Annotated in this window: 24 protein-coding genes; 13 read left to right on the forward strand and 11 right to left on the reverse strand. The window is 67.7% G+C overall.

Annotated elements, in window-relative coordinates; translation table 11 throughout:
* The first annotated feature begins 79 nt into the window (after positions 1 to 79).
* From BUF17_RS10855 to cysN, 4 genes are all read left to right on the forward strand, one after another.
* Positions 80 to 2,251, forward strand: a complete 2,172-nt coding sequence (locus tag BUF17_RS10855; RefSeq protein ID WP_073628554.1) for a malate synthase G — start codon at positions 80 to 82, stop codon at positions 2,249 to 2,251.
* Between the two features lie 273 nt (positions 2,252 to 2,524).
* Entirely contained in the window at positions 2,525 to 3,370 is an 846-nt protein-coding gene (gene cysQ / locus BUF17_RS10860) for a 3'(2'),5'-bisphosphate nucleotidase CysQ (RefSeq protein WP_073628556.1), read from the forward strand.
* Between the two features lie 68 nt (positions 3,371 to 3,438).
* A complete protein-coding gene (gene cysD / locus BUF17_RS10865) occupies positions 3,439 to 4,347 on the forward strand; it encodes a sulfate adenylyltransferase subunit CysD (protein WP_175563682.1) in 909 nt (302 codons plus the stop codon).
* Complete coding sequence (gene cysN / locus BUF17_RS10870) at positions 4,347 to 6,254, forward strand: sulfate adenylyltransferase subunit CysN (RefSeq protein ID WP_073628558.1); 1,908 nt, start codon at positions 4,347 to 4,349, stop codon at positions 6,252 to 6,254. The genes cysD and cysN overlap by 1 nt, the downstream gene beginning before the upstream one ends.
* Before the next feature lie 69 nt (positions 6,255 to 6,323).
* Here cysN and hutG read toward each other — a convergent pair whose 3' ends face one another.
* From hutG to hutC, 4 genes are all read right to left on the reverse strand, one after another.
* The gene (gene hutG, locus BUF17_RS10875; RefSeq protein ID WP_073628560.1) at positions 6,324 to 7,124 is read right to left on the reverse strand and encodes an N-formylglutamate deformylase; all 801 of its coding nucleotides are present in this window, start codon (positions 7,122 to 7,124) and stop codon (positions 6,324 to 6,326) included.
* A 125-nt stretch (positions 7,125 to 7,249) separates the two neighbouring features.
* Positions 7,250 to 7,861, reverse strand: coding sequence for a HutD/Ves family protein (locus BUF17_RS10880; protein WP_073628562.1), 612 nt, complete (start codon positions 7,859 to 7,861; stop codon positions 7,250 to 7,252).
* Positions 7,858 to 9,531, reverse strand: coding sequence for a urocanate hydratase (hutU, locus tag BUF17_RS10885; protein ID WP_073628564.1), 1,674 nt, complete (start codon positions 9,529 to 9,531; stop codon positions 7,858 to 7,860). Before hutU ends, BUF17_RS10880 begins: the two co-directional genes overlap by 4 nt.
* Positions 9,532 to 9,622: 91 nt before the next feature.
* On the reverse strand, positions 9,623 to 10,366 hold the full coding sequence (gene hutC, locus BUF17_RS10890; RefSeq protein WP_073628566.1) for a histidine utilization transcriptional repressor HutC: 744 nt from the start codon (positions 10,364 to 10,366) through the stop codon (positions 9,623 to 9,625).
* Positions 10,367 to 10,473: 107 nt separating this feature from the next.
* Between hutC and hutF the strand changes: the two genes are divergently transcribed.
* The 9 genes from hutF (at position 10,474) to solA (ending at position 20,951) form a co-directional block, all read left to right on the forward strand.
* On the forward strand, positions 10,474 to 11,853 hold the full coding sequence (gene hutF / locus BUF17_RS10895) for a formimidoylglutamate deiminase (RefSeq protein ID WP_073628568.1): 1,380 nt from the start codon (positions 10,474 to 10,476) through the stop codon (positions 11,851 to 11,853).
* Between the two features lie 145 nt (positions 11,854 to 11,998).
* The gene (locus BUF17_RS10900) at positions 11,999 to 12,850 is read left to right on the forward strand and encodes a transporter substrate-binding domain-containing protein (RefSeq protein WP_084564475.1); all 852 of its coding nucleotides are present in this window, start codon (positions 11,999 to 12,001) and stop codon (positions 12,848 to 12,850) included.
* Positions 12,851 to 13,008: 158 nt separating this feature from the next.
* Positions 13,009 to 13,731 (forward strand): ABC transporter permease, encoded by a 723-nt coding sequence (locus tag BUF17_RS10905; protein WP_073628570.1) that lies wholly within the window; start codon positions 13,009 to 13,011, stop codon positions 13,729 to 13,731.
* Between the two features lie 2 nt (positions 13,732 to 13,733).
* Positions 13,734 to 14,438: an ABC transporter permease gene (locus BUF17_RS10910; protein ID WP_073628572.1), complete on the forward strand. Its 705-nt coding sequence runs from the start codon at positions 13,734 to 13,736 to the stop codon at positions 14,436 to 14,438.
* Between the two features lie 26 nt (positions 14,439 to 14,464).
* The gene (locus BUF17_RS10915) at positions 14,465 to 15,235 is read left to right on the forward strand and encodes an ABC transporter ATP-binding protein (protein ID WP_073628574.1); all 771 of its coding nucleotides are present in this window, start codon (positions 14,465 to 14,467) and stop codon (positions 15,233 to 15,235) included.
* Between the two features lie 57 nt (positions 15,236 to 15,292).
* Positions 15,293 to 16,825: an HAL/PAL/TAL family ammonia-lyase gene (locus BUF17_RS10920; RefSeq protein WP_073628576.1), complete on the forward strand. Its 1,533-nt coding sequence runs from the start codon at positions 15,293 to 15,295 to the stop codon at positions 16,823 to 16,825.
* Positions 16,822 to 18,036 carry an imidazolonepropionase gene (gene hutI, locus BUF17_RS10925; protein WP_073628578.1) on the forward strand — a complete coding sequence of 405 codons (1,215 nt, stop codon included), beginning with the start codon at positions 16,822 to 16,824 and terminating at the stop codon, positions 18,034 to 18,036. The genes BUF17_RS10920 and hutI overlap by 4 nt, the downstream gene beginning before the upstream one ends.
* On the forward strand, positions 18,033 to 19,580 hold the full coding sequence (gene hutH, locus BUF17_RS10930) for a histidine ammonia-lyase (RefSeq protein ID WP_073628580.1): 1,548 nt from the start codon (positions 18,033 to 18,035) through the stop codon (positions 19,578 to 19,580). Before hutI ends, hutH begins: the two co-directional genes overlap by 4 nt.
* Before the next feature lie 87 nt (positions 19,581 to 19,667).
* Complete coding sequence (gene solA, locus BUF17_RS10935) at positions 19,668 to 20,951, forward strand: N-methyl-L-tryptophan oxidase (protein WP_073628582.1); 1,284 nt, start codon at positions 19,668 to 19,670, stop codon at positions 20,949 to 20,951.
* Here solA and BUF17_RS10940 read toward each other — a convergent pair.
* The 7 genes from BUF17_RS10940 to BUF17_RS10970 form a co-directional block, all read right to left on the reverse strand.
* Positions 20,938 to 21,663, reverse strand: a complete 726-nt coding sequence (locus BUF17_RS10940) for an SDR family oxidoreductase (protein WP_073628584.1) — start codon at positions 21,661 to 21,663, stop codon at positions 20,938 to 20,940. The genes solA and BUF17_RS10940 overlap by 14 nt on opposite strands.
* 10 nt (positions 21,664 to 21,673) lie before the next feature.
* Positions 21,674 to 22,447: an SDR family NAD(P)-dependent oxidoreductase gene (locus BUF17_RS10945; protein ID WP_073629224.1), complete on the reverse strand. Its 774-nt coding sequence runs from the start codon at positions 22,445 to 22,447 to the stop codon at positions 21,674 to 21,676.
* Positions 22,448 to 22,581: 134 nt separating this feature from the next.
* The gene (locus BUF17_RS10950; protein ID WP_073628586.1) at positions 22,582 to 23,649 is read right to left on the reverse strand and encodes an ABC transporter ATP-binding protein; all 1,068 of its coding nucleotides are present in this window, start codon (positions 23,647 to 23,649) and stop codon (positions 22,582 to 22,584) included.
* A gap of 8 nt (positions 23,650 to 23,657) precedes the next feature.
* Positions 23,658 to 24,695 (reverse strand): NAD(P)-dependent alcohol dehydrogenase, encoded by a 1,038-nt coding sequence (locus tag BUF17_RS10955; RefSeq protein ID WP_073628588.1) that lies wholly within the window; start codon positions 24,693 to 24,695, stop codon positions 23,658 to 23,660.
* A gap of 11 nt (positions 24,696 to 24,706) precedes the next feature.
* A complete protein-coding gene (locus BUF17_RS10960; protein ID WP_073628590.1) occupies positions 24,707 to 24,931 on the reverse strand; it encodes a DUF2160 family membrane protein in 225 nt (74 codons plus the stop codon).
* Between the two features lie 5 nt (positions 24,932 to 24,936).
* Positions 24,937 to 25,773: a carbohydrate ABC transporter permease gene (locus tag BUF17_RS10965; protein WP_073628592.1), complete on the reverse strand. Its 837-nt coding sequence runs from the start codon at positions 25,771 to 25,773 to the stop codon at positions 24,937 to 24,939.
* A complete protein-coding gene (locus BUF17_RS10970; RefSeq protein WP_073628594.1) occupies positions 25,773 to 26,654 on the reverse strand; it encodes a carbohydrate ABC transporter permease in 882 nt (293 codons plus the stop codon). The genes BUF17_RS10965 and BUF17_RS10970 overlap by 1 nt, the downstream gene beginning before the upstream one ends.
* Between the last annotated feature and the right edge of the window lie 258 nt (positions 26,655 to 26,912).

The raw sequence follows: 26,912 nt of genomic DNA on the forward strand, positions 1-26,912 counted from the left end.
TCCCGTATGCAATGCGCGCATTCTAACCGATGCTGGGGCCGGCCGCAGGGCGGATCGGACGAGAGCGGGAGCGGACAACATGGATACGGTGCGTGCGAGCGGGTTGACGATCGATCGCGGCCTGTTCGATTTCGTGGCCGGCGAGGTCGTGCCGGGCACCGGCCTCACGCCGGAGGCATTCTGGGAGGGCTTCGCCGCGATCGTGCGCGACCTGGCGCCGCGCACGCGGTCGCTGCTGGCGACCCGCGACGATCTCCAGTCCCGCATCGATGCCTGGCACCGGGCCCATCCGGGGGCGCCGTCTGACCAGGCCGCCTACGAGGCGTTCCTGACCGAGATCGGCTATCTGCGTCCCGCGCCGGCCGCCTTCCAGATCCGCACGGTGAACGTCGATGCCGAGATCGCCGGGATCGCCGGGCCGCAGCTCGTCGTGCCGGCCTCCAACGCACGGTACGCGCTGAACGCGGCCAACGCGCGCTGGGGCAGCCTCTATGACGCGCTTTACGGCACGGACGCCATTCCCGTCGAGCCCGGCACCCGCAAGGCCGGCTATGATCCGGAGCGCGGCGCGGCGGTGATCGCCCGCGCCAACCAGTTCCTCGACGAGGCGGTCCCGCTCGCCGGCGCCAGCCACGCCGATGCCACGGGCTATCGGGTCGTCGAGGGCGAACTCGTGGTCGATCTTGCCGGCGGCGGTACCGCCGGCCTCGTCCACGTCGCCCAGTTCGCGGGCTATACCGGCACGGCGGACGCGCCGTCGTCGGTGCTGCTGGCGCACAACGGCCTGCACATCGAGATCGTGATCGACCGCACCAGCCGGATCGGCCGCGACCGCCCGTCCGGCGTCAGCGACGTCGTGATCGAGGCGGCGATCACCGCCATCGTCGATCTGGAGGATTCGGTCGCCGCCGTCGACGCGAGCGACAAGATCGAGGTCTACCGCAACTGGCTGGGCCTGATGAAGGGCGATCTGGAGGCGTCGTTCGAGAAGGGCGGCAGGACGGAAGTCCGCACGCTCCACCCCGACCGCACCTATCACACCGGCTCCGGCGGAACGCTGACCTTGCCCGGCCGCAGCCTGATGCTGATCCGCAATGTCGGCCATCACATGATGACGGACGCGGTGCGCGACGAGGACGGCCGGGACATTCCGGAAGGCATCCTCGATGCCGCCGTCACCTCGCTGATCGCGCTGCACGACCTGCGGGGCAACGGACGCTACCGCAACAGCCGCGAGGGCTCCGTCTACATCGTCAAGCCGAAGATGCACGGCCCCGACGAGGTTGCGCTCACCAACGAGCTGTTCGGCCGGGTGGAAGACCTGATCGGCGCGCCGCGCTTCACGCTGAAGCTCGGCATCATGGACGAGGAAAGGCGGACGTCCGCGAACCTCGCCGCCTGCATCGCGGCGGCGGCGGACAGGGTCGTGTTCATCAACACCGGCTTCCTCGACCGCACCGGCGACGAGATCCACACCTCGATGGAAGCCGGCCCGGTGGTGCGCAAGAACGACATGAAGTCGACCACCTGGATCGACGCCTACGAGCGCAACAATGTCGATGTCGGCCTTGCCTGCGGGCTGCCCGGCCGCGCCCAGATCGGCAAGGGCATGTGGGCGGCGCCCGATCTGATGGCGGACATGCTGAAGGCCAAGATCGGCCACCCCAATGCCGGCGCCAACACCGCCTGGGTGCCGTCGCCGACGGCGGCGACGCTGCACGCCACCCATTATCATCAGGTCGACGTGCGCGCCCGGCAGAAGGAGATCGCCTCCCGCGCGCCGGCCCGGCTTTCCGACATCCTGACCATCCCGCTCGCGCAGTCGAACTTCGCGCCCGCCGACGTCCAGCAGGAACTCGACAACAATCTGCAGGGGCTGCTCGGCTACGTCGTCCGCTGGATCGACCAGGGCGTCGGCTGCTCGAAGATCCCGGATATCCACGATGTCGGGCTGATGGAGGACCGCGCGACGCTGCGTATTTCGAGCCAGCACGTCGCGAACTGGCTGCGCCACGGCGTCGTGACCCGCGAGCAGGTCGCGGCGACGCTGCGCAGGATGGCCGAAGTGGTCGATCGCCAGAATGCGGGCGATCCGCTATATGTGCCAATGGCGCCCGGCTTCGACGGACCGGCGTTCCACGCCGCAGAGGATCTGGTGTTCGAGGGCTGCGCCCAGCCGAACGGCTACACCGAGTTCATCCTGCATGCGCGCCGCCGCGAGGCGAAGGCCAAGGCCGGCGCCGCCGCCTGAGGCTCGACCGTCTCTTTTTCAGCTTCTGCGCCTGATAGCGCCGCCGCATTCGTTGCGGCGGCGCGCCTGTTTCCGGCCTGCCGCGAGCCGACGGTGCAATCGGCGGAAAGGGATGCTCCAATCCGGCGTTTCAACGGAATGATATTGCTTCATTCGCAAGTGCGGCTGCTCTACAGACGTGCGCTGCAGATTGCATTTATTAGAATGCGATTGCGCGCCATCGCGGTATGAGTCGATTTTCGTCTCGTGCCGGTGCAAGGAACCCCGCCGATCATGTCGCAAGTCCGCGTCGATGCCGCAGCCATCCTGCCGCAACTGCTCGATCTGTCGTTGCAGGCGGGACGGGAAATTCTGGACGTCTACGCCAAGGGATGCTCGGTCAGCCACAAGGCGGATTCCTCGCCGGTGACAATTGCGGACCAGCGCGCCGAGGCCGTGATCCTCGCGGGTCTCGCGAAGATCGCGCCGGACGTTCCGGTGGTCGCTGAAGAGGAGTGCGCCGCCGGGCGCATGCCGCCCCATGGCGCGCTGTTCTTCCTGGTCGACCCGCTCGACGGCACCAAGGAATTCCTGTCGCGCAACGGCGAGTTCACCGTGAACATCGCGCTGGTGGACGCGGGCGTGCCAGTCGCCGGCGTGGTCTATGCGCCGGTGATCGGCGTGATCTACGCGGGCTACGGGCACGGCGACGAGGCGGTTGCCTTCAAGGCGAAGGTCGAAGGCGGCGTGATCGGACCGCAGAGCCCGATCGCGGTGCGGTCGGCCCCGGCCGAAGGCCTCGCTGCCATCGGCAGCCGGTCCCATGGTGCCAAGGAAACCGGAGACTGGCTCGAGCGCTTCCGGGTCGACACGTTCGTTTCCGCCGGATCGTCGCTGAAGTTCTGCCTCGTCGCCGAGGGCAAAGCGGACATCTATCCGCGCCTTGGCCGCACGATGGAGTGGGATACGGCGGCCGGCGACGCCGTGCTGCGCGCGGCGGGCGGGCTCGTGACCACCCTCGACGGACGTCCGCTCGTCTACGGCAAGCGCGAGCAGTCGGCGGATTCGCCCTATGCGAACCCGCATTTCGTCGCCTACGGCGACCGGCACCTGATCGCCGCGGCGGGCGAGGCCGCGTGACGATGCCGCTTTCCATTCGCCCGCTTCCCTCAAGCCATGCCCGTGCGGCGCGTTGAAGAGGTTCCGGCATGTCGGTTGATCGTCTGACGCACCTCAAGCGTCTCGAAGCGGAATCGATCCACATCATCCGCGAGGTCGCGGCCGAGTTCAAAAACCCGGTCATGCTCTATTCCATCGGCAAGGATTCGGCGGTGATGCTTCACCTCGCGGTGAAGGCGTTCTACCCCTCCAAGCCGCCGTTTCCGCTGATGCACATCGATACGACGTGGAAGTTCCGCGAGATGATCGCCTTCCGCGACGAGACGGCGAAGCGGCTCGGCTTCGATCTGATCGTGCACACCAATCAGGCCGGCGTCGCCCAGGGCATCAACCCGTTCGACCACGGCTCGTCGTTCTACACAAACGTCATGAAGACCGAGGCGCTGAAGGAGGCGCTGACGAAGCACGGCTTCGACGCGGCCTTCGGCGGCGCACGCCGCGACGAGGAAAAGAGCCGGGCCAAGGAGCGCGTGTTTTCGTTCCGCACCGCCAACCACGGCTGGGACCCCAAGAACCAGCGGCCGGAGCTGTGGAACCTCTACAACGCGCGGGTGAAGCCGGGTGAATCGATCCGGGTGTTCCCGCTGTCGAACTGGACCGAACTCGACATCTGGCAATATATCCTCGCCGAACGCATCCCGATCGTACCGCTCTATTTCGCCGCCAAGCGCCCGATCGTGTGGCGCGACGGCCAGATGATCATGGTCGACGATGCGCGGATGCCGCTCCATCCCGGCGAAGTGCCCGAGGAGCGCATGATCCGCTTCCGCACGCTCGGCTGCTATCCGCTCACGGCCGCCATCGACAGCGATGCGACGACGCTCGAGGAAATCGTCCGCGAGATGCTGATCGCGCGCACCTCCGAGCGTTCGGGCCGGCTGATCGACCACGACGAGGCCGCCTCGATGGAAAAGAAGAAGCGCGAGGGATATTTCTGATGAGCCTTGTCGCCCAGTCCGCCCTCGATGCCGAAGCGTTCGCCGACTATCTCACGGTGCACGAGAACAAGAGCCTGCTGCGGTTCCTGACCTGCGGCAGCGTCGACGACGGCAAGTCGACGCTGATCGGCCGGCTGCTCTATGACACCAAGCTCCTGTTCGAGGACCAGCTCGCGACACTTTCGAGCGATTCCCGCAAGCACGGCACGACGGGCGAGGATCTCGATTTCGCGCTTCTCGTCGACGGGCTTGCCGCCGAGCGCGAACAGGGCATCACCATCGATGTCGCCTATCGCTTCTTCACCACGGAGAAGCGCAAGTTCATCGTGGCCGATACGCCCGGCCACGAGCAGTACACCCGCAACATGGCGACCGGGGCCTCGAACTCCGACCTCGCGGTGATCCTGGTCGATGCGCGCCAGGGCATCCTGACCCAGACCCGGCGGCATTCCTTCATCGTGTCGCTGCTCGGCATCCGTCATGTCGTGCTGGCGGTGAACAAGATCGACCTCGTCGGCTTCTCGCAGGCGCGGTTCGACGAGATCGTGGCGGAATATCGCGCGTTCGCGGCGGATTTCGGCTTCGAGACGCTGGTGGCGGTGCCGCTTTCCGCCCGCTTCGGCGACAACGTGCTGGAGCCGAGCGCCAACACGCCATGGTACGACGGCCCGACTCTGGTGCAGCACCTGGAGACCGTCGAGGTCGAGGACCGCGCCATCCGCGCGCCGTTCCGGATGCCGGTGCAGTGGGTGAACCGGCCGAACCTCGATTTCCGCGGCTTCTCCGGCACCATCGCCGGCGGCACCGTGCGGCCGGGCGACGCCGTGGTGGTGGCGTCCTCCGGGCGGACCTCGAAGGTGCGCGCCATCGTGACCGCCGACGGCGCCCTCGCGCAGGCCGGGGCGGGCGAGGCGGTGACGCTGACGCTCGAGGACGAGGTCGACATCTCCCGCGGCGACATCATCGCCGCCGCCGACGCACGGCCGGAGGTTTCCGACCAGTTCGCCGCCCACCTGATCTGGATGGTCGACGAGCCGCTGCTTCCGGGCCGTCCCTACCTGATCAAGGCCGGCACCCGCACCGTCGCGGCGACCTTCACCGAGATCAAGCACAAGATCGACGTCAACACGTTCCAGAAGCTGGCAGCCAAGACGCTGGCGCTGAACGAGGTGGCGGTCGTCAACGTCTCGACCCAGGACCCGATCGCGTTCGACCGCTTCTCGGACCTGCCCGCGACTGGCGCCTTCATCGTGATCGACCGCATGACCAATGCCACGGTCGGCGCGGGCATGATCGATTTCGGCCTGCGGCGCGCGACCAACGTGCACTGGCAGGCGCTGGAGGTGACCAAGGCCTCGCGGGCGGAAATGAAGCGGCAGAAGCCGGTCGTTCTCTGGTTCACGGGATTGTCGGGCGCCGGCAAGTCGACCATCGCCAATCTGGTCGAGAAGAAGCTCCACGAGCTGTCGCGCCACACCTACATGCTCGACGGCGACAACGTGCGCCACGGCCTCAACCGCGACCTCGGCTTCACCGAGGCGGACCGGGTGGAGAACATCCGTCGCGTTGCGGAAACGGCGAAGCTGTTCGTCGATGCCGGCCTGATCGTGCTGGTGTCGTTCATCTCGCCGTTCCGCGCCGAGCGGCGCATGGCGCGCGAACTGGTCGAGGCGGGCGAGTTCGTCGAGATCTTCGTCGACACGCCGCTGGCGGTCGCGGAGGAGCGCGACGTGAAGGGGCTCTACAAGCGCGCCCGCAAGGGTGAGATCAAGAACTTCACCGGCATCGACAGCCCCTACGAGGCGCCGGAGTCGCCGGAAATCCACCTTCACGCCGCCGAACAATCCGCCGCCGAGGCCGCCGAGCGGATCGTCGCCTACATGCTCGACAACGGCTATCTGGGCTGATCGGCACGCGAAGAATCGGGACAAGAAGGGGGAGGCATCCGCGCCGCCCCCTTTTTCACGACCGGGATATCACGCCATGGCGGCGGCGCGGTCGCGCAGGCTGGTCAGGAGATCGGTGAGGAACAGGCGCATCGGCGTCGCGACGGCGGGGTCGTAGATCGGCGTTCCCTCCTCGGTCTCGTCGATATAGCCGCGGCAGGCGATTTCCATCTGCACGGCATGGACGCCGGCAGCCGGGTTGCCGAGGCTGCGGGTGATCCAGCCGCCCTTGAAGCGGCCATTGAGGACGTGGGACACCGACGAGCCCGCGCACGCCTCGACCACGAGGCGCTCGATCTCCGGTGCCGCGCTCAGCCCGCCATTGGTGCCGATATTGAGGATCGGCAGCTCGCCGTCGAACAGCCGCGGCACGAACGAACGGATGGAGTGGCAGTCGTAGACGACGATGGCGGGATGCGCCTCGCGCAGGCGGGACACCTCCCGCGAAAGCGCGTCGTGGTAGGGCGTGAAATAGGTCTGCTTGCGTCGCTCGATCTCGCCCAAATCCGGCTCGCGACCGGGGCGGTAGAGCGGGCGGCCGTCGAACGTCGTGACCGGGCAGAGACCGGTGGTCGCCTGGCCGGGATAGAGCGAGGCGCCGGACGGGTCGCGGTTGACGTCGATGACGGTGCGCGAGACCGCGGTATGGACAACGGTCGCGCCGAGACCGGCGGCGAAGTCGTAAAGGCGGTCGATCCACCAGTCGGTGTCGTGGAGGGCGAGCTCCCGCGAGACGAGATCGTTCTCGATCCCGTCCGGCAGCGTGGTGCCGGTGTGGGGCATGCTCACCAGCAGCGGTGCATCGCCGCGCGTGACGGTCAGCCAGGTCAAGGTGTCTGCTCCCGGGGCATATTCCGTCCGGACCGGAGCGGCCGGAACGACGGCAATATGCGCAAGCTCTTGAATCCGGAGCGGCTTCTTCCCGGCCGGAGCTTTCCAGCCGATCGAAGGGCGCCCTAGACGGTGTTGACGTGAACGGCGACCAGCACTCCGCTGCCTGCGAACGTGACGGGACAGGCCGCATCGCGATCGAGTTCGAGAAGGTCGCCCGCGGCGAGCGGGCGATCCGGCAGCAGCGATGCCGCGAACGCGCCCTGCACGACGAAATAGCATCGCAGGGCTGCCGGCGACACGTCCTCGAAGTTGCCGTCGCGGCGCGACACCACGGCCCGGGCGACGGCGCGGTCCACCATCACGTTGAAGTCCCGCGAGGGGCCGTCGACCTTCGTGGCCGCTACATCGTCGTCGCCCGAGAAGGCGAGGGGCTCGCCGAACGCCACGGGCACGACGCGGCCGTTGACCGAGAGCGTGAAGCCCTGGCCGTCGATCAGGGTGAGATGCCGGTCGATGCCCGGCAGGGGCGAGAAGGCGCCGGGCTCCACCACGTCCGCCACCGACAGGCGGCAGAACAGCCGGCCGTCCGGCGTCTCGCGCCGCAAGAGTTCGCGCGTGACGCCACGGCCGTTGGCCCACGGCATCACCTTCGCGTCGGCGAGCGACGACAGCCGGGCCCCCGCCGGCAGGGTGGCCGCGCCGGCCGGGGCGTGGTCGCCGGTCGCCGCGATCATGCGCCGAGCATGGGCAGGTTGAGGCCCTTCTCGCGCGCGCAATCGATGGCGATCTCGTAACCGGCATCGGCATGGCGCATCACGCCGGTCGCGGGATCGTTGGTCAGGACGCGCTCCAGCCGCCGCTCGGCGGCGTCCGTGCCGTCGGCGACGATCACCATGCCGGCATGCTGCGAGAAGCCCATGCCGACGCCGCCGCCATGATGCAGCGAAACCCACGTCGCGCCGGACGCGCAGTTGAGGAGGGCGTTCAGGAGCGGCCAGTCGGAGACGGCGTCCGAGCCGTCGCGCATCGCCTCGGTCTCGCGGTTGGGCGAGGCGACGGAGCCGGAATCGAGGTGGTCACGGCCGATCACGATCGGAGCCTTGAGTTCGCCGCTGCGCACCATCTCGTTGAAGGCGAGGCCGAGCTTGGCACGGTCGCCGAGACCCACCCAGCAGATCCGGGCGGGCAGGCCCTGGAAGCTGATGCGCTCCCGCGCCATGTCGAGCCAGCGGTGCAGGTGGGTGTTGTCGGGAAGAAGCTCCTTCACCTTGGCGTCGGTGCGGTAGATGTCCTCCGGGTCGCCGGAGAGTGCGGCCCACCGGAACGGGCCGATGCCGCGGCAGAACAGCGGTCGGATATAGGCCGGCACGAAGCCCGGGAAGTCGAAGGCGTTCTCGACGCCCATCTCCTTCGCCATCTGGCGGATATTGTTGCCGTAATCGACGGTCGGCACGCCCATCGCATGGAAATCCAGCATGGCGCGGACATGAACCGCCATGGATTCCTTCGCCGCGCGGGTGGTGCCGGCCGGGTCGAGGCGGGCGCGCTCGCGGTATTCATCCCATGTCCAGCCGATCGGCAGGTAGCCGTTCAGGGGATCGTGGGCGGAGGTCTGGTCGGTGACGATGTCCGGACGCACGCCGCGGCGGACGAGCTCGGGCACGATCTCGGCGGCATTGCCGAGGAGCGCGACCGACAGTGCCTTCTTCTCGGCGCAGGCGCGCCCGATCATCGCCAGTGCCTCGTCGAGGTCGGCGGCCTGCACGTCGACATAGCGGGTGCGGAGGCGGAAATCGATGCCGGCCTGGCGGCATTCGATGTTGAGGGAGGCGGCACCGGCGAAGCTCGCGGCGAGCGGCTGGGCGCCGCCCATGCCGCCGAGGCCGGCGGTGAGGATCCAGCGGCCGGCGAGATCGCCGCCATAGTGCCGTCTGCCGGCTTCGGCGAAGGTTTCGTAGGTGCCCTGCACGATGCCCTGGCTGCCGATATAGATCCATGAGCCCGCGGTCATCTGGCCGTACATCATCAGCCCCTCGCGATCGAGGGCGTTGAAGTGCTCCCAGTCGGCCCAGTGCGGCACGATGTTCGAGTTCGCGATCAGCACGCGGGGCGCGTCGGCATGGGTACGGAAGACGCCGACCGGCTTGCCGGACTGCACCAGCAGGGTCTCGTCATCGGAAAGCGTCTTCAGCGTGGCGACGATCCTGTCGAAGCACGCCCAGTCGCGGGCGGCCCGCCCGATGCCGCCATAGACGACGAGTTCCTTCGGGTTCTCGGCGACGTCGGGATCGAGATTGTTCATCAGCATGCGCATCGGCGCTTCGGTGAGCCAGCTTTTCGCGGAGAGCTCGCTGCCGCGCGGCGCACGGATTTCGATGTCGCGGTAACGGGTGTTGCTGGTCATCGTCGATTCCCTGACCCAATCGCCAACTTGTATATACAGGCTAGGCAAGCGCGTGATGGCTGTCAATCGGGTTCAGGGCGTGCGACGGACGTCAGCGGGCGATCTGGCGCCCCTGCAGTTTGTACCGGCCACCCGGAATGAGGATGCGGACGGCGGTCACCACCTGGTCGGCGCGCCATGTCTTGCGGCGCATCAGCAGGCACGGATCGGCGCGGCCGATGGAGAGAAGCCGCGCTTCCCAGGCGGCGGGCAGCACGGCCTCGATCTCCTGTTCCGCCTCGGTCCACGGCGCGACATCGGTGAGGAAGCGGTTGGGGGTGATGGTGGTGAAATCCTGGTCGATATAGGCCGGCGCGACGGCGGCATTGACGTAGCGATCCTCGAGTTGGACCGGTATATCGTCCTCTAGATGAACGATGACGGAATGATAGACGGGATCGCCGATTGAAATAGAAAGAGATTCAGCGATTTCAGGCGATGCCTTACCGCTGTCGATGCTGATGATACGCGCGAGATGGTCATGGCCGCGCTCGGCAATCTCGTCGGCGATATTGCGCACTTCGAAGATGCTGGACTGGCCTTTGCCTTGCGCGACGAAGGTGCCGAGCCCCTGGACGCGCACCAGCTTGCCTTCCGCGGCGAGCTCCCGCAGCGCCCGGTTGATGGTCATGCGGCTGACGCCGAGCTGGGCGACGAGCTCGTTTTCCGAGGGGATCCGGAAGCGCGGCGGCCACTCGCCGCTGACGATGCGGGCATCGATCATGCGCTTCACGCCCTCGTAGAGCGAGGTGCCGGGACCGCGTTCGGACGGAATGACGGGGTCTATAGTGCTCATTTTCCAGTCAGTTTCCGTGTCTGCCCGGTTTCTTGCCAAACCGTCTTGCATCGCTGGCGATTCTGAATATCATACTTGTATAGGCAACTTTATCGAGTCCGGCCGCGATGATCGAGTCTTATGCCGCCCGCCTTCATGCCGAAAGGGCCCTTCTTCCGGAAGGGTGGGCGGAGCATGTCACGATCGCCATCGCCGAGGACGGCACGATCGCGGACGTCTCCGTCGGTGGTGACGGGGCGGGGGCGGAAAAGGTCGCCGGGCCGCTGGTTCCGGCGATGCCGAACCTGCACAGCCACGCCTTCCAGCGCGCCATGGCCGGCCTTGCCGAGGTCGCCTCCGGCGGGGCCGACAGCTTCTGGTCCTGGCGGGACACGATGTATCGCATCGTCGGCGCAATCGGGCCTGACGATGTCGAGGCCATCGCGGCCAAGCTGTTCGTCGAGCTTCTGAAGGGCGGCTTCGGCTCCATTGCCGAGTTTCATTATCTCCATCATGCCCCAGGCGGCGCGTTCTATGCCGACCGCGGCGAACTCGCCCGCCGCATTCTCGCGGCGTCGTCGCGCGCGGGCATCGGCATGACGCTGCTGCCGGTGTTCTATGCCCACGCCGATTTCGGCGGCGTGCCGCCGAATGCCGGGCAGGCGCGGTTCGTCCACGGCGTCGACGACTATCTGCGGCTGGTGGGTTCGCTGGAGCGCGACGTCGCCGATGCCGGCGCGCGGCTCGGCGTCGCGATCCATTCGCTGCGGGCGGCGACGCCGGACGAAATGGACGCCGTGCTCGCCGACCGGACGGGCAAGGGGCCGATCCACATCCACATCGCCGAACAGCCGCGCGAGGTGGAAAGCTGCCTTGCCTGGAGCGGTCGGCGTCCCGTCGAGTTCCTGTTCGACCGCTTCGCCGTCGATGCCGACTGGTGCCTTGTCCACGCCACCCACATCGACGCGGTTGAATGCGCCGCCATCGCCACCTCCGGTGCGATCGCGGGTCTTTGCCCGGCGACGGAGGCCAATCTCGGCGACGGCCTCTTTCCGGCGACGGACTATCGCGACCGCGGCGGTGCCTTCGGGATCGGCACCGACAGCCATGTCGCGACCACCGTCGCGGAGGAACTGCGCACACTGGAATATGGTCAGCGGCTGCGCGACCTGCAGCGCAACCGCCTTGCGGACGGCCCTGGCCGCTCGGTCGGGCGCAGCCTGTTCGATGCGGCGACGGCGGGTGGCGCGCGGGCGCTCGGCCGGCCGGGCGCCGCCATCGCACCGGGCCTTCCGGCGGATCTCGTCGTGCTCGACGGCGCCAATCCGTTCATCGCGACCTCGCGCGGCGATGCGGTTCTGGATCGCTGGATGTTCGCTCTCGGCGACCGCGCGGTGCGCGACGTGATGGTGGGCGGTGCCTGGCAGATCCGGGAGGGTCGCCACGCCCGCGACGAAGAGATCGATCGCGCCTTCGCCGGCGTGCTCGAACGGCTGGCGTCCATCTGAGGGAGACATCGGCCGCCTGGGAAAAGACCACGGCTTTCGCCGGGGTCGGAATGAGTGACGAGGGCGAAGCCATCGCCCCGGCAGCGCGATACGGCGCTCACGAACAACACCGCAAACGACGGACCAGACAGAAGGGGATCTGAAGATGACCAACCGCAGGCATTTCCTCAACGCCATCGCCGCGATCGGCCTCGGCGTGCTCGCGCTTCCGGGCGTTGCCGCCGCGAAGGAATGGAAGACCGTCACGATCGCGCTCGAGGGCGCCTATGCGCCGTGGAACCTGACCAATCCCGACGGCAGCCTGGACGGCTTCGAGCCGGAACTCGCCAAATATCTCTGCGCCCACGCCAAGCTCGACTGCAAGCTGATCCCGCAGGATTGGGACGGCATGATCGCGGCCCTGAACGCCGGCAAGTTCGACGTCATCATGGACGCGCTGTCGATCACCGACGAGCGCAAGCAGGTGATCGATTTCTCGATCCCCTACGCCGCCACCCACGCCGCCTTCGCCGCCACCAAGGACAGCGCCTTCGCCAATGCCGCCGGCACGGGCACGGTGGTGAAGTTCACCCCGGAACTGACCGACGCCAAGCCGACCATCGAGGCGCTGCGCCAGAAGTTCAAGGGCGCGACCATCGGCATCCAGGCCGCGACGGTCTACGCGAAGTTCATCTATGACAACTTCGGCGATATCGCCACGGTGCGCGAATACAAGACCGGCGGCGAGCGCGATCTCGACCTGGAGACGGGGCGTCTCGATCTCGCGTTCGACGACGCGGTCTACCTGCTCTCGGCCTTCGAGAAGGCCAATGGCTCCCTCGCCTTCACCGGTCCTGAAGTCGGCGGCACCATCTTCGGCGTCGGCGAGGGCCTCGGCCTGCGCAAGTCCGATCCCGAGCTGAAGGCCAAGTTCGACGAGGCCATCAAGGCCGCGCTCGCCGATGGCACGATCAAGACGCTGTCGATGAAGTGGTTCAAGACCGACGTCACGCCCTGAGGCCAGCGACCGCCGCCCGCCCGGACCGGATCCGGGCGGGTGGTGAAAAGAGCGGTTGAATCCGGCGTGAAGTCCGGAAAGCTGGACGCCGGCCCGGCGAGCCCGTCGGCCGCAGGCAAGTCGAACGCGCTCCATGTTCGCGCGCAGAGGGGGAGGCGATGTCGATCCTGGATTTGCTGGGGTTCGGCCCCAAGGGATGGGGCGGGCTTCTGCTCGTCGCGGCCCTGACGACGCTCGCCGTGACCCTGACGGCGCTCGCGATCGGTGCGGTCATCGGCACGCTCGTGACGGCGATGAAGCTTGCCCGCTCGCGGGTGCTGCGCGTCGTCGCCACCGCCTACACGACCGTGTTCCGCGGCGTGCCGGAACTTCTGGTGATCTATCTCATCTATTTCGGCGGTTCGAGCGCGGTGACGGCGGCGGGCCACTGGCTGGGCGTCGAGGGCTTTCTCGGGATGCCGTCCTTCATCGCCGGTGCACTTGCGGTCGGCCTGATCGCCGGCGCCTACGAGGCGGAAGTGTTCCGCGGGGCCTATCTCGCGATCCCGCTCGGCGAAATCGAGGCGGCGAAGGCCGTCGGCATGCCGACCTTCATGCGGCTTCGGCGCATTATCCTGCCTCAGGTGCTGCGCACGGCGATCCCGGGCCTCGGCAATGTCTGGCAGCTGAGCCTGAAGGACAGCGCGCTGGTGTCCGTGACCGGCCTTGCGGATCTCATGCGGACGAGCCAGGTCGCCGCCGGCTCCACCCGGCAATATTTCCTGTTCTTCATCGTGGGCGGCGCGCTCTACCTCATTCTCACCAGCCTGTCGGATCGCATCTTCACGGGCGCTGAAAAGCGCACCCAGAAGAGCATGGCCGGCGATCTCGGACGGGTGTGACCATGGATGTCGCCTTCCTTCTCTCGACCATGGGCACCCTGATCGCGGCGGTGCCGACGACGCTCGGCCTGTTCGTGCTCTCGATCGTTTTCGGTTGCATGCTGGCACTGGTCGTCGTGTGGATGCGGGTGGCCGGCGGGCCGGTGCTGAGCCGCTTCGCACGCGTCTACGTGTTCGTGTTCCGCGGCTCGCCGCTGCTGATTCAGATGTTCCTGGTTTTCTACGGCCTCGGCCAGTTCGCGGTGATCCGGCAGTCGCCGCTGTGGCCGGCGCTGCGCGAGCCGTTCTTCTGCGCGGTGCTGTCGCTGGCGCTGTGCAATGCCGGCTATTCGGCGGAGATCTTCCGCGCCGGGCTGAAGGCAGTCTCGCCGCGCGAGATCGCGGCCGGCCGCGCCATCGGCATGTCGGGCTTCCTGCTGGTGCGCCGGATCATCGCCCCCATCGCGCTGCGCCACGCGCTGCCGGCCTATTCGACCGAGATCGTGCTGATGGTGAAATCCACCGCGCTCGCGAGCCTCGTGACGGTGTGGGAAGTGACCGGCGTCGCCCAGCGGCTGATCTCGCACACCTACCGCACCATGGAGGTGTTCCTCTGTGCGGCGGCGATCTACCTCATCCTCAACTTCGTCCTTCTTCAGGCGATGGCCTATCTCGAATACCGGCTCTCGGCCCATCGCCGCGCGCCGGCCATCGCCACCGGGCATTGAGCGCACCATTTCCGCAGGAGGCTTCCATGTCCCGTCCCACCCGCCTTTCGATCTCCGGCCTCCGCAAATCCTTCGGCAACCACGAGGTGCTGCGCGGCATTTCGTTCGACGCCCACGACGGGGACGTGATCTCGCTGCTCGGCTCCTCCGGCTCCGGAAAGTCGACCCTGCTTCGATGCATCAACCTGCTCGAGATTCCGGATGCCGGCGACATCACCGTCGACGGGGAGCTGATCCGGCTCGAGAAGCGCCGGGGCCGCACGGTGCCGTCGAGCCAGCGGCAGGTCGACCGCATCCGCACCGAACTCGGCATGGTGTTCCAGTCGTTCAATCTCTGGTCGCACATGACGATCCTTCAGAACGTCATCGAGGGGCCGGTGCACGTGCTGAAGCGCCCGCGGGCGGAGTGCATCGCCGAAGCCGAGGCGCTTCTGGAGAAGGTCGGCCTTGCGGACCGGCGCGACTATTACCCGGCGCATCTCTCCGGCGGCCAGCAGCAGCGCGCCGCGATCGCGCGGGCGCTTGCGATGAAGCCGAAGGCGATGCTGTTCGACGAGCCGACCTCCGCGCTCGACCCGGAGCTGGTCGGCGAGGTGCTGCGCGTCATGCGCGGCCTCGCGGAGGAGGGCATGACCATGCTGGTCGTGACCCACGAGATGAACTTCGCCCGCAACGTCTCGAACCGAGTGATCTATCTGAACGACGGATCCGTGGACTGCGAGGGCACGCCGGACGAGGTCTTCGGCGACGGCGCCTCGCCGCGCTTCCGCCAGTTCATCGGCACGGTTCACGCGTGAGAGGAGAGCCGCCGGGGCCGCCGGGGACCGGGGGCATTGGAACCGGGGGCGCTGGACATGACGATCACCCTTGATAACGCACTCGGCTGGCGGGACGTCGCGGCGGTCGCCCGCGGAAGCGCGCTTGCGCTGTCGCCGGCCGCCTGGACGCGGATCGCGAACGCGAACACGCTCGTTGCCGCCATCGTGGAGCGCGGCATTCGCGCCTACGGCGTCAACACCGGCGTCGGCGCGCTGTCCGACACCGTGGTCGACCGCCCGCAGCAGCGGCGCCTGTCGCGGAACCTGCTGATGAGCCATGCCTGCGGTGTCGGCGAGCCGCTCGGTGCCGAGGCGGTGCGGGCGATCATCGCGGCCGAGATCAACAATTTCGCCCACGGCCGCTCCGGGGTTCGAACCGAGGTGGTGGCGACGCTCGCCGGGCTTCTCGAACACGGCATCGTGCCGGAGGTGCCGGCACGAGGATCCGTCGGCTACCTGACCCACGCCGCCCATATCGGCCTCGTCCTGATCGGCGAGGGCAGGGCGGTGGTCGGCGGCGACACGGTCGCCGGTGGCGATGCCCTGGCCGCGGCGGGTTTAGCGCCGCTGGTGCTGGAGGCGAAGGAGGGGCTCAGCCTCGTCAACGGCACACCGTGCTCGACGGGGCTCGCCTGCCTCGCCCTGGCGCGGACGGAGCGGTTGCTGCTCGTCGCCGATGCGGTGGCGGCTCTCAGTCTGGAGGCGCTCGGCGCGCAGATGGCGGCGTTCGAGGCGGACGTGCTGGCCGCCCGGGTGTCGCCGGGCCTCAAAGAGTCCGGGGAGGTGATCCGGACGTTGCTTACCGGCAGCCGGATCATCCAGGCGGCCCAGGGCGCACGTACACAGGATGCGCTGAGCCTGCGTGCTGTACCGCATGTGCATGGTGCCGCGCGGGATACATTCGAAAACGCCTGTACGGTCGTCGATCGCGAGTTGCAGTCTGTCACGGACAACCCGATCCTGTCCGGCACACCGGAGGCGCCGGTGGTGTCGTCCGAGGCCCATGCGGTCGCTCCCGCACTGGCCCACGCGATGGATTCCCTCGCAATTGCGGTGGCGCAGGTCGCAGCCATGGCCGAACGGCGCCTCGACCGGTTGGTGAACCCGCTGGTCAGTCGTCTGCCGCCTTTTCTGGCAGCGGATGCCGGTTCCTGTTCCGGTTATATGATCGCTCAATATACCGCTGCGGCGCTCGTCGGCGAGAATCGCCGGCTTGCCGCGCCGGCGAGCCTCGACGGCGGCATCACCTCCGCGCTGCAGGAGGATTTTCTCGCCCACCCGACGGCGGCGGCGACGAAGATCCAGACGATCATCGACAATTGCGAGCGCATCCTCGGCATCGAACTGCTCGCGGCGGTCGATGCCGGCGATCTGAGGGGCGATGCTGCGGACTGCGCGCCGGGAACGGCTGCGCTTCGCGCTCAGGTTCGCGCCGTCGCCGCACCCTATCGCGATGACCGGCCGATGGCCGACCATCTTGCCCGGGGTTTCGACCTCGTGCGCGGCGGGCTTTCAATCGCCCGACCCTCGACAGGCCAGCCCCCGATTGCCAGCGGAGCCTCCTCATGACGCGGTTCGTCGACACGCTCTGGACCGGTGCCCGGCTCGCGACGCTCGATCCTCAAAGGCCGGGGCTCGGGATCGTCGAGGACGGCGCGATCGCCGCCAGGGACGGCCGCATCGTCTTCGCCGGGCCGCACGGCGACCTGCCGGGCGACATCGACGCCGCTGTCTGCGAGGATCTGGACGGCCGCTGGGTGACGCCGGGCCTGATCGATTGCCACACCCATCTCGTCCACGGCGGCGACCGGGCGATGGAATTCGAGATGCGTTTGGCCGGCGAGAGCTACGAGGCGATCGCGGCCGCGGGCGGCGGCATTCTCTCCACCGTCAACGCCACCCGCCGCGCGAGCGAGGCCGATCTGGTGGCCTCCGCGCTGCCGCGGCTCGACGCGCTGCTTGCCGAGGGCGTCACGACGGTCGAGGTGAAATCGGGCTACGGCCTCGATGAGGCGGCCGAGCGCAGGATGCTCGGGGCGGCCCGCGATCTCGCCGGAGCACGCCGCGTCCGGGTGGCGACCACCTATCTCGGCGCCCACGCCGTGCCGCCGGAGTTCAAGCAGGATCGCGCCGGCTATCTCGATCTCGTCTGCGAGCGGATGATCCCGGCGCTGGCTGCGGAGGGGCTCGCGGACGCGGTCGACGGCTTCTGCGAGGGTATCGCCTTCCAGCCCGACGAGATCGCGCGGGTGTTCACCGCGGCCCAGGCCGCAGGCCTGCCGGTCAAGCTTCATGCGGACCAGTTGTCCGATCTCTCGGGCGCGGCGCTTGCCGCGCGCTTCGGCGCGCTGTCGGCCGATCATCTGGAATATACGAGCGAGGCCGGCGCTGAGGCGATGGCCGCGGCGGGGACGGTCGCGGTGATCCTGCCGGGGGCGTTCTACGTGCTGCGCGAGCGGCAGGCGCCGCCGATCGAAGCCTTCCGCCGCCATGGCGTGCCGATGGCGGTCGCCACCGACTGCAATCCCGGCACGGCGCCGATCACGTCGCTGCTGACCACCATGAACATGGCCGCGACGCTGTTCCGAATGACGGTCGGAGAATGCCTCGCCGGCGTGACCCGCGAGGCGGCCCGCGCCCTCGGCCGCGCCGACGAGGTCGGCACCATCGAAGCGGGCAAGGCATGCGACCTTGCCATCTGGAACATCGAGCGGCCGGCTGAACTCGTCTACCGCATCGGCTTCAATCCGCTCCATCGCAGGATATTTGCAGGATCATGACCACGCTCGTCCTGAATGCGGGGGATGTCCCGCTGGCAACCTGGCGCGCCCTCTATTTCGGCGCCCGCCCGATGCTCGATCCGGCGTGCCGGCCGGCGGTGGAACGCGCAGCGGAAACCGTCGCGGCCATCGTCGCCAAGGGCGACCCGGTCTACGGGATCAACACGGGCTTCGGGAAACTCGCGAGCGTGCGCATTCCCGATGCCGATCTCGCGCGGCTCCAGCGCAACATCGTCATCTCCCATGCCGCGGGCGTGGGCGAGCCGCTGCCGGCCGCGGTCGTGAGGCTCGTGCTTGCGCTGAAGCTCGCGAGCCTCGCGCAGGGGGCATCCGGCGTGCGGTGGGCGGTGATCGAGCGGCTTTCGACCTGTCTCGATGCCGACCTGCTGCCGCTGATCCCGGCCCAGGGCTCCGTCGGCGCCTCGGGTGACCTCGCGCCCTTGTCGCACCTCGCGGCAGCGTTGATGCTGGGCGTGGGCGAAGCATCGCTCAAGGGCGAGACGATGCCGGCCTCCGAGGCGCTTCTGCGCGCGGGGCTGAAGCCGCTCGATCTCGGTGCCAAGGAAGGCCTCGCCCTTCTCAACGGCACTCAGGTCTCGACCGGGCTCGCGCTCGCCGGGCTGTTCGAGGCTGAGCAGGTGTTCCAGGCGGCGCTCGTCACCGGCGCGCTGGCGACCGATGCCGCGCGCGGTTCCGACGGGCCGTTCGACCCGCGCATCCACGCCGTGCGGCGGCATCACGGGCAGATCGCGGTGGCGGACGCACTGCGCCACCTGATGGCGGGAAGCCCGATCCGCGCCTCCCATCTCGTTGGCGACGAGCGCGTTCAGGACCCCTATTGTGTGCGCTGCCAGCCGCAGGTGATGGGAGCCTGTCTCGATCTTTTGCGACAGGCCGCGACGACGCTCGGCGTGGAGGCGAACGCGGTCTCCGACAATCCGCTGGTGTTTCCGGACGAGGGCGACGTCATCTCCGGCGGCAATTTCCATGCCGAGCCGGTGGCGTTCGCCGCCGACATGATCGCGCTGGCGCTGTGCGAAATCGGCTCCATCACCGAGCGGCGGATCGCGATGCTGGTCGACCCGGCGCTTTCCGGCCTGCCAGCGTTCCTGACGCCACAGCCGGGGCTGAATTCCGGCTTCATGATCCCGCAGGTCACCGCGGCGGCACTCGTCTCGGAGAACAAGCAGAAGGCTCATCCCGCGAGCGTCGATTCCATCCCGACCTCCGCGAACCAGGAAGACCATGTTTCCATGGCGACCCACGGCGCACGGCGCCTGCTGCCGATGGCGGAGAACGTGGTGCAGGTCGTCGCCATCGAACTGCTCGCCGCAGCGCAGGGTTGCGATTTCCACGCACCGCTCGCATCGAGTCCGGCGCTGGAGCGTGTGCGGGATGCGGTGAGAGAGGTGGTGCCGACGCTGATCGAGGACCGGTTCTTCGCGCCCGACATCGCTTCGGCGGCGGGGCTGGTGCGCTCCGGCAGGCTCAATCTGGCGACGGGCCTCGCGCTGCCAGGCGTCGCGCTGCCGGGACTTGGCTGACAGCAGCAAGCCGGGGCAAACCCGAGCTCGCGGCGGTTGAAGCGGACAATTCGCCCGGTCGGGACCGATGCGGGCAGGAGACAGGATATGACGGCTCAGTTCGATGTCGCGGTGATCGGCCTCGGCGCGATGGGGGCGGCGGCCGCCGCCCATATCGCCGCGCGCGGCCAGAGTGTGGTCGGCATCGAGGCGTTCTACCCGGCGCACGAACTCGGCTCGTCTCACGGCGATAGCCGCATCATCCGGCTCGGCTATTTCGAGGATCCGGCCTATGTGCCGCTGTTGCGCCGCGCCTATGCCAACTGGCGCGCGCTGGAGGCGCGGGTGCGGGAGGACCTGCTGACGGTCACCGGCGTGCTGCAGCTCGGCCGGCCGGACAGCCCGATCGTCAGCGGCTCGCGGCAGGCCTGCGAACTGCACGGCCTTCCGTTCACCGTCTTCGAGCCGGACGAGGTGCGCGCCCGCTTTCCGGCGTTCGCCCTCGACGACGACGAGGTGGCGCTGCTGGAGCCGGAAGGCGGCTACCTGCGCCCGGAAGCTGCCGTGATGGCGCACCTGAAGTGCGCGGCGCGGGACGGCGCCGTGCTGCGGTTCGGCGAGCGTGTCACCGCGATCGAGCCGGGTGATGCCGGCGTTACCATCGTGTCCGATCTCGGCCGCGTCAGGGCCCGCAAGGTCGTCGTCGCCACAGGTCCGTGGATCGCGGAACTGGTGCCGTCGCTGAAGGGCGTGGCGAAGCCGATCAAGCAGGTGGTCGCCTGGTTCCAGCCGCGGGACAGCTTCGCGACCGCGCTCGGCCGGATGCCGGTGTTCCTCCGCGACGAGAGCATATTCCGTTCAGATCGAAGCGATCTGGACGATAAGAATATGCTCCCGCATTCGAATCTGGAGCGATTTCTTGTCGATCAGATGGTTCCATCTGATCGGAAAGCGCTCGAGGGCGAGGCCGGCTCGTTCTTCGGCTTCCCGGTCATCGGCCGCGACGCCGTGAAGGTCGGCAAGCACTGCCACTTCTTCGAAGAGATCGATCCGGACCGGCCGAACCCGGCGGTCGACGACCGCGACACGGCGGTGCTGGAGGACTTCGTCGCCCGTCGCGTGCCGGGCGCGGCCGGCGTGCGCGTCGCCACCTCGACCTGCCGCTACACGCTTCTGCCCGGGGAGAACTTCCTGCTCGACCATGTGCCCGGCGAGCCCAACATCGTCGCGGCCTCGCCGTGCTCGGGCCACGGCTACAAGTTCGCCAGCGTGATCGGCGAGATCCTTGCGGACCTCGCCCTCGATGGCGGCACGGCGCTGCCCGTGGCGTTGTTCTCGTTCGAGGCCCTGCAGCGCACGATCGGGCAGACGCCCGCCATCAATCCGACATGAAGCCGCCGTCGACCGGCATCGTGACGCCGTTCACCATCGCGGCGCCATCGCCCAGCAGATAGAGGATCACTTCGGCTACCTCATCCGGCTCGGCGAACCGGCCGAGCGGAATGCGCGAGAGCATGCCGCCGGCCTTGTCGGGATCGCTCCACGCCTTGACGGCCATCGGCGTCAGCGTGACCGTCGGGTTGACGGCATTGACGCGGATGCCCTTGCGGCCGAGTTCGTTGGCCATAACCCGGGTCATCGCATCGAGCGCGCCCTTGGAGGCGCAATAGGCGGCGTGGTCGGCGAAGCCGATGAACGAGGAGATCGACGACACGTTGACGATGGCGCCGCCGAGACCCTTGGCGATGCGATCCTTGGCATATTCCTGCGCCAGGATCAGCGGGGCGCGGGTGTTGACGGCATAGAGGAGATCGAAGGTCTCGGCGCTGACGTCGAGCACGGAATCGAGCGCCGTCGTGCCGGCATTGTTGACGAGATAATCGACCGGCATCGCCTCACGCGCGGCCGCCCGGGTCGCCGCCGCATCCGAGAGATCGACCACGATGGAGCGGCAGCCGATTTCGGCTTCCAGGCTTTCGAGATCAGCCGCAGTGCGTGTCATCGCCACGACGGAGGCGCCGCGGGCGGCGGCGAGTTTCGCGATCGCACGGCCGATGCCCTTGCCGGCACCCGTGACGAGAATGGTCTTGCCCGTAAAATCCATGTTCGTTTCCTCACCAGCACGTAAAGCCGCCGTCCGCGACGACGACCGAGCCCGTCATCAGGCTCGCCGCGTCGGAGACGAGGAATTGCACGACGGACGCAATCTCGTCCGGCTGGCCGAGGCGTCCCATGGGGGTGTCGCGCAGCCAGACGTCCACCATGCCCGGCGTTTCCTTGGCATAGATGGTGAGCGGCGTCTCGATATAGGTCGGCGCGACCGCGTTGACCCGCACGCCGCGGCCGGCCCATTCGGCGGCAAGCGAACGCGTCAGGTGATGAACGGCCGCCTTGGAGGCATTGTAGTGCGATTGCATCTGCGGCCGGTTGATGATGAAGCCGGAGATCGACCCGATATTGACGATGGCGCCGCGGCCGGCCGCGAGCATGTGGCGACCGAAGGCTCGGTTGCACCAGAACACGCCATTATAGTTGACGTTGTTGACGCGCAGCCAATCCTCGTCGGTCGTGTCTTCAGCGCCCGCTCCGGCGCCGCCGATGCCGGCATTGGCGACGAGAATGTCGATGCGCCCGTGACGGGCGGCGATCTCGTCGGCGGCCGCGGTCACGGCCTTCGAGTTCGTGACATCGAGCGTGACGCTGTCGGCCGCGTGCCCCTTGGCCGCCAGAGCGGCAAGCCCCTTTTCCGCCGTCGCGGGGTTGATGTCGGCGATGACGACCTTCGCGCCGGTCTCCGCCAGTGCCTCCGCGCAGGCGAGGCCGATACCCTGGCCGCCGCCGGTGACGACCGCGATACGGCCGTCGAGCCTCAATTTGTCCCAGTACAACGCCGTTTCCTCCATTCGGGTCTTGTTCAGCGGCGAGACCGCATCTGACCGGCCGGATGCGTCGATCCGGACGGCGGACGCGTGTCCAGGGTGACGGGAAAGCGTCGACGGCGACGCCCGCCCGGCCCCGGCTTTCAGAGCCGCTGGCCCGTTGCCTTGTCGAAGATGTGCGCCTGGGCCGTGTCCGGCAGCACGCCGAGCGCGCTGCCCGGCGCGACGCTGATGCGGTCCCGGAACACGCCGACAATGTCGGCGGCGCCGAGCTTCATGAAGACCTGGGTCTCCGATCCAGTCGGCTCCAGCACCGAGACGGTCGCCTGGATGCCGCCGGGATCGAGCACGAGATGCTCGGGGCGGATTCCGTAGACCACGGCCTGTCCATCCTTGCCGCCGGCGGGCACCTTCGGCAGCGGCAGACGCAGCCCGTCGCCTGCCACGAACGCCGGTGCGCCGCCGTCGAGCGCCAGCCGCCCCTCGATGAAGTTCATCGCGGGCGAGCCGATGAAGCCGGCGACGAACAGGTTCGCCGGGCGGTCGTAGAGTTCGAGCGGGGCGCCGATCTGCTCCACGATGCCGTCGTGCATCACGACGATCTTGTCGGCCATGGTCATGGCCTCGATCTGGTCGTGGGTGACGTAGATCGTGGTGGTCTTGAGCCGCTGGTGCAGTTCCTTGATCTCGACGCGCATCTGCACGCGCAGCTTGGCGTCGAGGTTCGAGAGGGGCTCGTCGAACAGGAAGACCTGCGGATCGCGCACGATGGCGCGACCCATGGCGACGCGCTGGCGCTGGCCGCCGGAGAGCTGGCGCGGATAGCGGTCCAGCAGCTTGTCGAGCGCCAGGATGGAGGCGGCGCGCTTGACCTTCGTCTCAATTTCCGGCTTCGGCGTGCCCTTGAGGCGCAGCGAGAAGCTCATATTGTCGGCGACGGTCATGTGCGGGTAAAGCGCGTAGTTCTGGAACACCATGGCGATGTCCCGGTCCTTCGGCGGCTTGTCGTTCACGACCTTGCCGCCGATGCTGACGGTGCCCGACGATATCTCCTCCAGCCCCGCGATCATGCGCAGGAGCGTGGACTTGCCGCAGCCGGAGGGGCCGACCAGGATCACGAACTCGCCGTCTTCGATATCGACGGAGACGCCGTGGATGACGTCGACGGTGCCGTAGCGCTTCTTGACGTCCTTGATGGTAACGGGGGCCATGGCGTTCCTCAGTCCGGCATCTCGATTTGGACCTTCACCTGCCCGCTCGGCGACGAAGCGGCGAACTCGAACGCCTCGATGCTGCTGGAGAACGGGAAGGTGCGGGTGATGAGCGGCGTCACGTCGATCGATCCGCTCGCCAGCATGGCGACGCAGCGCGGGAAGACGTGGGCATAGCGGAACACGTGCTCGACGCGCGCTTCCTTGATCTGCCCCGCCGCCACGTCATAGCGGATCGGCTCCAGCGGAATGCCGACATAGACGACGACACCGCCGGGGCAGAGCGGCGCGAACACATCCGCCGCCGCGCGCTCGTTGCCGGAGCATTCGAGCACGATGTCGGCGCCCCAGTTCTCCGTCTCCGCCATCACCGCCTCGGCAAGCGAGCGGGAGCGGACATTGACGGGCGTGACGGCGCCGAGCTTCTCGGCGATGCCGAGCTTCACGTCGTCGACATCGGAGACGATTACCCGGGCGCACCCGGCGGCGAGCGCCGCGAGCACGGTGACGAGGCCGATGGGACCGGCGCCGATGACGACGGCGACATCGCCCGGCTTCACCCGCGCCTTGGTGACCGCGTGCACGCCGACGGCGAGCGGCTCCACCATGGCGGCGGCGGCGAACGAGACATTGTCCGGCAGCTTGAAGGTGAAGTCGGCCGGGTGGACGACCGACGGCCGCAGCACGCCGTGGACCGGCGGCGTTGCCCAGAACTGCACGGCGGGATCGAGATTGTAGAGCCCGAGGCGGGTGGCGCGGCTGGCCGGATCCGGGATGCCCGGTTCCATGCAGACGCGGTCGCCGACCTTGAACTCGCTGACCTCCGCGCCGACTTCCGTGACGACACCGGCCGCCTCGTGGCCGAGGATCATCGGCGCGCGCACCACGAACGGACCGATGGCGCCGTGGGTGTAGTAATGCACGTCGCTGCCGCAGACGCCGACGACCTTCGGCGCGATGCGCACGTCGCGCGGGCCGAGCGTCTCCTCGATCGGGAAATCACGCAGCGACAGCCGGCCTTTTTCTTCGAGGACCAATGCTTCCATGAGACGAAATCCTAGCCCCGCGCGACGATGAAGACGCCGAGGATAACAGAGAGAACGGTGCCGACGGTCAGCGGGATGTTGGCCTCGAGGAACCGCATCCACAACAGGTTGATCGCTACGAACACGATGACGGCGATGAAGACGCGGTCGAAGGCATTGGTGTGGATCGGCAGGAAGCCCTGGCGCTGCGGCTTCGCAACCGGGGCGTCCACGGGATCGGGCATGTGCTCGGTCATGGCGGTCACTCCTTTACGGCGCCGAAGGTGAGACCGGCCACGATGTGGCGCTGCACAAGCCCGAGCACGAGCAGGGCCGGCACCAGCGTGAGCATCGCGGTCGCCGCCATCTGGCCCCAGTTGGTGCCGGTGACGGTCACGAACTCGGCGAGGCCGGTCGTGATCGTGCGCGCGTGGACCGAGGTGAGGGTGGCGGCGAACAGGTATTCGTTCCACGCGAACACCCAGGTGAGGATGCCGGTGACGGCGATGCCGGGCTTGGCGAGCGGGATCACCACGCGCGTCAGCACCTGCCACGTCGACGCGCCGTCCATGTAGGCAGCCTCGTCGAGTTCCTTAGGGATGCCATCGATGATGTTGCGCAGCGTCCAGATGGCGAACGGCAGGTTGAACACGCAATAGAGCAGGATGAGCCCGATCCGGGTGTCGAACATCCGGAAGTCGCCGATCACGAACACCTGGGTGTAGAGCAGGAACAGCGGCAGCAGGAACACCGCGGGCGGCGCCATGCGGTTGGTGATCGTCCAGAAGAAGATGTTCTCCTTGCCGGCGAGCTTGTACCGCGACAGCGCATAGGTCGCGAGGACTGCGAGGGTGGTGACGAGAACGGCATTGCACGTCGCGACGATGATCGAATTCAGCATGTAGCGCTGGAAATTCGGGTTCGTCAGGACGGTGATGTAGTTCTCGCTGAAGAAGCCCTTGATGATCAGGCTGGGCGCGCCGAACAGCTCGACGCGGCTCTTGGCCGAAACGGCGAACATCCAGTAGATCGGAATGAGCGTGATCAGGCTGGAGATCGTCCAGAACGCGATGGAGAGCAGGGGGCGCTTGCGGTGCATTATTCGGGCCTCCTGAGATCGCGCCGGGCAACGAGAGCGGCGTAGAGCAGCCAGCACATGACGATGGTGAGATAGAGCGTGATCAGCGACATCGCAGAACCGTAACCGTAATCGGTCTTGGGAAAGACGACGCGCCAGATATAGAGGCCGATATAGCGAGTCGCGGAGCCGGGACCGCCGCCGGTGAGCATCCAGATCTCGTCGACGGTGCGCAGCGCGTCCATGAGGCGGATGAACACGGTGGCGAGGATCGCCGGCTTCAGCAGCGGCAGCGTGACATGCCAGAACACCTGGAAGCGGTTGGCGCCATCGATCTGGGCCTGCTCGAACGGCTCCTTCGGCATGGCGGCGAGGGCGGCCAGCAGCGTGAGCGTCACCAGCGGCGTCCAGTGCCAGATATCCATGATCACCGTGATGGTGAACGCCTGGGTCGGGTAGCGGCTGATGTTGAAGTCGTAGCCGAACCAGCGGTCGAAATAGTAGGCGAGCGGGCCGAGGCCGGGCACCGTCAGCAGGCGCCACGTCGCGCCGACCGCGATCGGGGCCACCACCAGCGGTAAGGTGTGCAGGGTGCGGAAGAAGCCCTTGCCCGGGAAGTCGCGCATGAAGAGCTGCGCGAGGAAGTAGCCGAGCACGACCTCGCCGAGGACCGCGAAGATCGCGAACTTCAGGGTCAGCCAGAGCGAGCGCAGGAACTGCTCGTCGAACACCAGCCGGCGGAAGTTCTCCCCCCAGATGAAATGGATCGACGGGTCGGCTGCGAACGAGTTCCACTGCGTGAAGCCGATGACCAGCACGTAGAGGAACGGCACGACGCCGAAGACGAAGAGTATGAGGAAAGTCGGGGCCAGAAACAGCCAGCCGACCGATGATGAGCGCATGAAACTAGCTCCGTCGAACCGGGTCGGGCATCGGGCGCGGCAGCCGCATAAGCCTCACCGTGGCGGATCGAGAGGATCCGGCGTGCGTAAGCTCAGGCGTCTATCCGGGGCGCGCGGTCTTGAGGGAAGGGGGCCTGATGACCGCCTGCCCGGTAAAGCGATGGCGGAACCTCGGGCTCTGTCCGGGTTCCGCCGCCGCCTCGCGGCAATGGTGCAGAAGCGTTACCGCGGCGCTCTTGCCGCGGTAACGGACGAACC

The sequence above is a fragment of the Pseudoxanthobacter soli DSM 19599 genome (assembly GCF_900148505.1).
Lineage (GTDB): Bacteria > Pseudomonadota > Alphaproteobacteria > Rhizobiales > Segnochrobactraceae > Pseudoxanthobacter > Pseudoxanthobacter soli.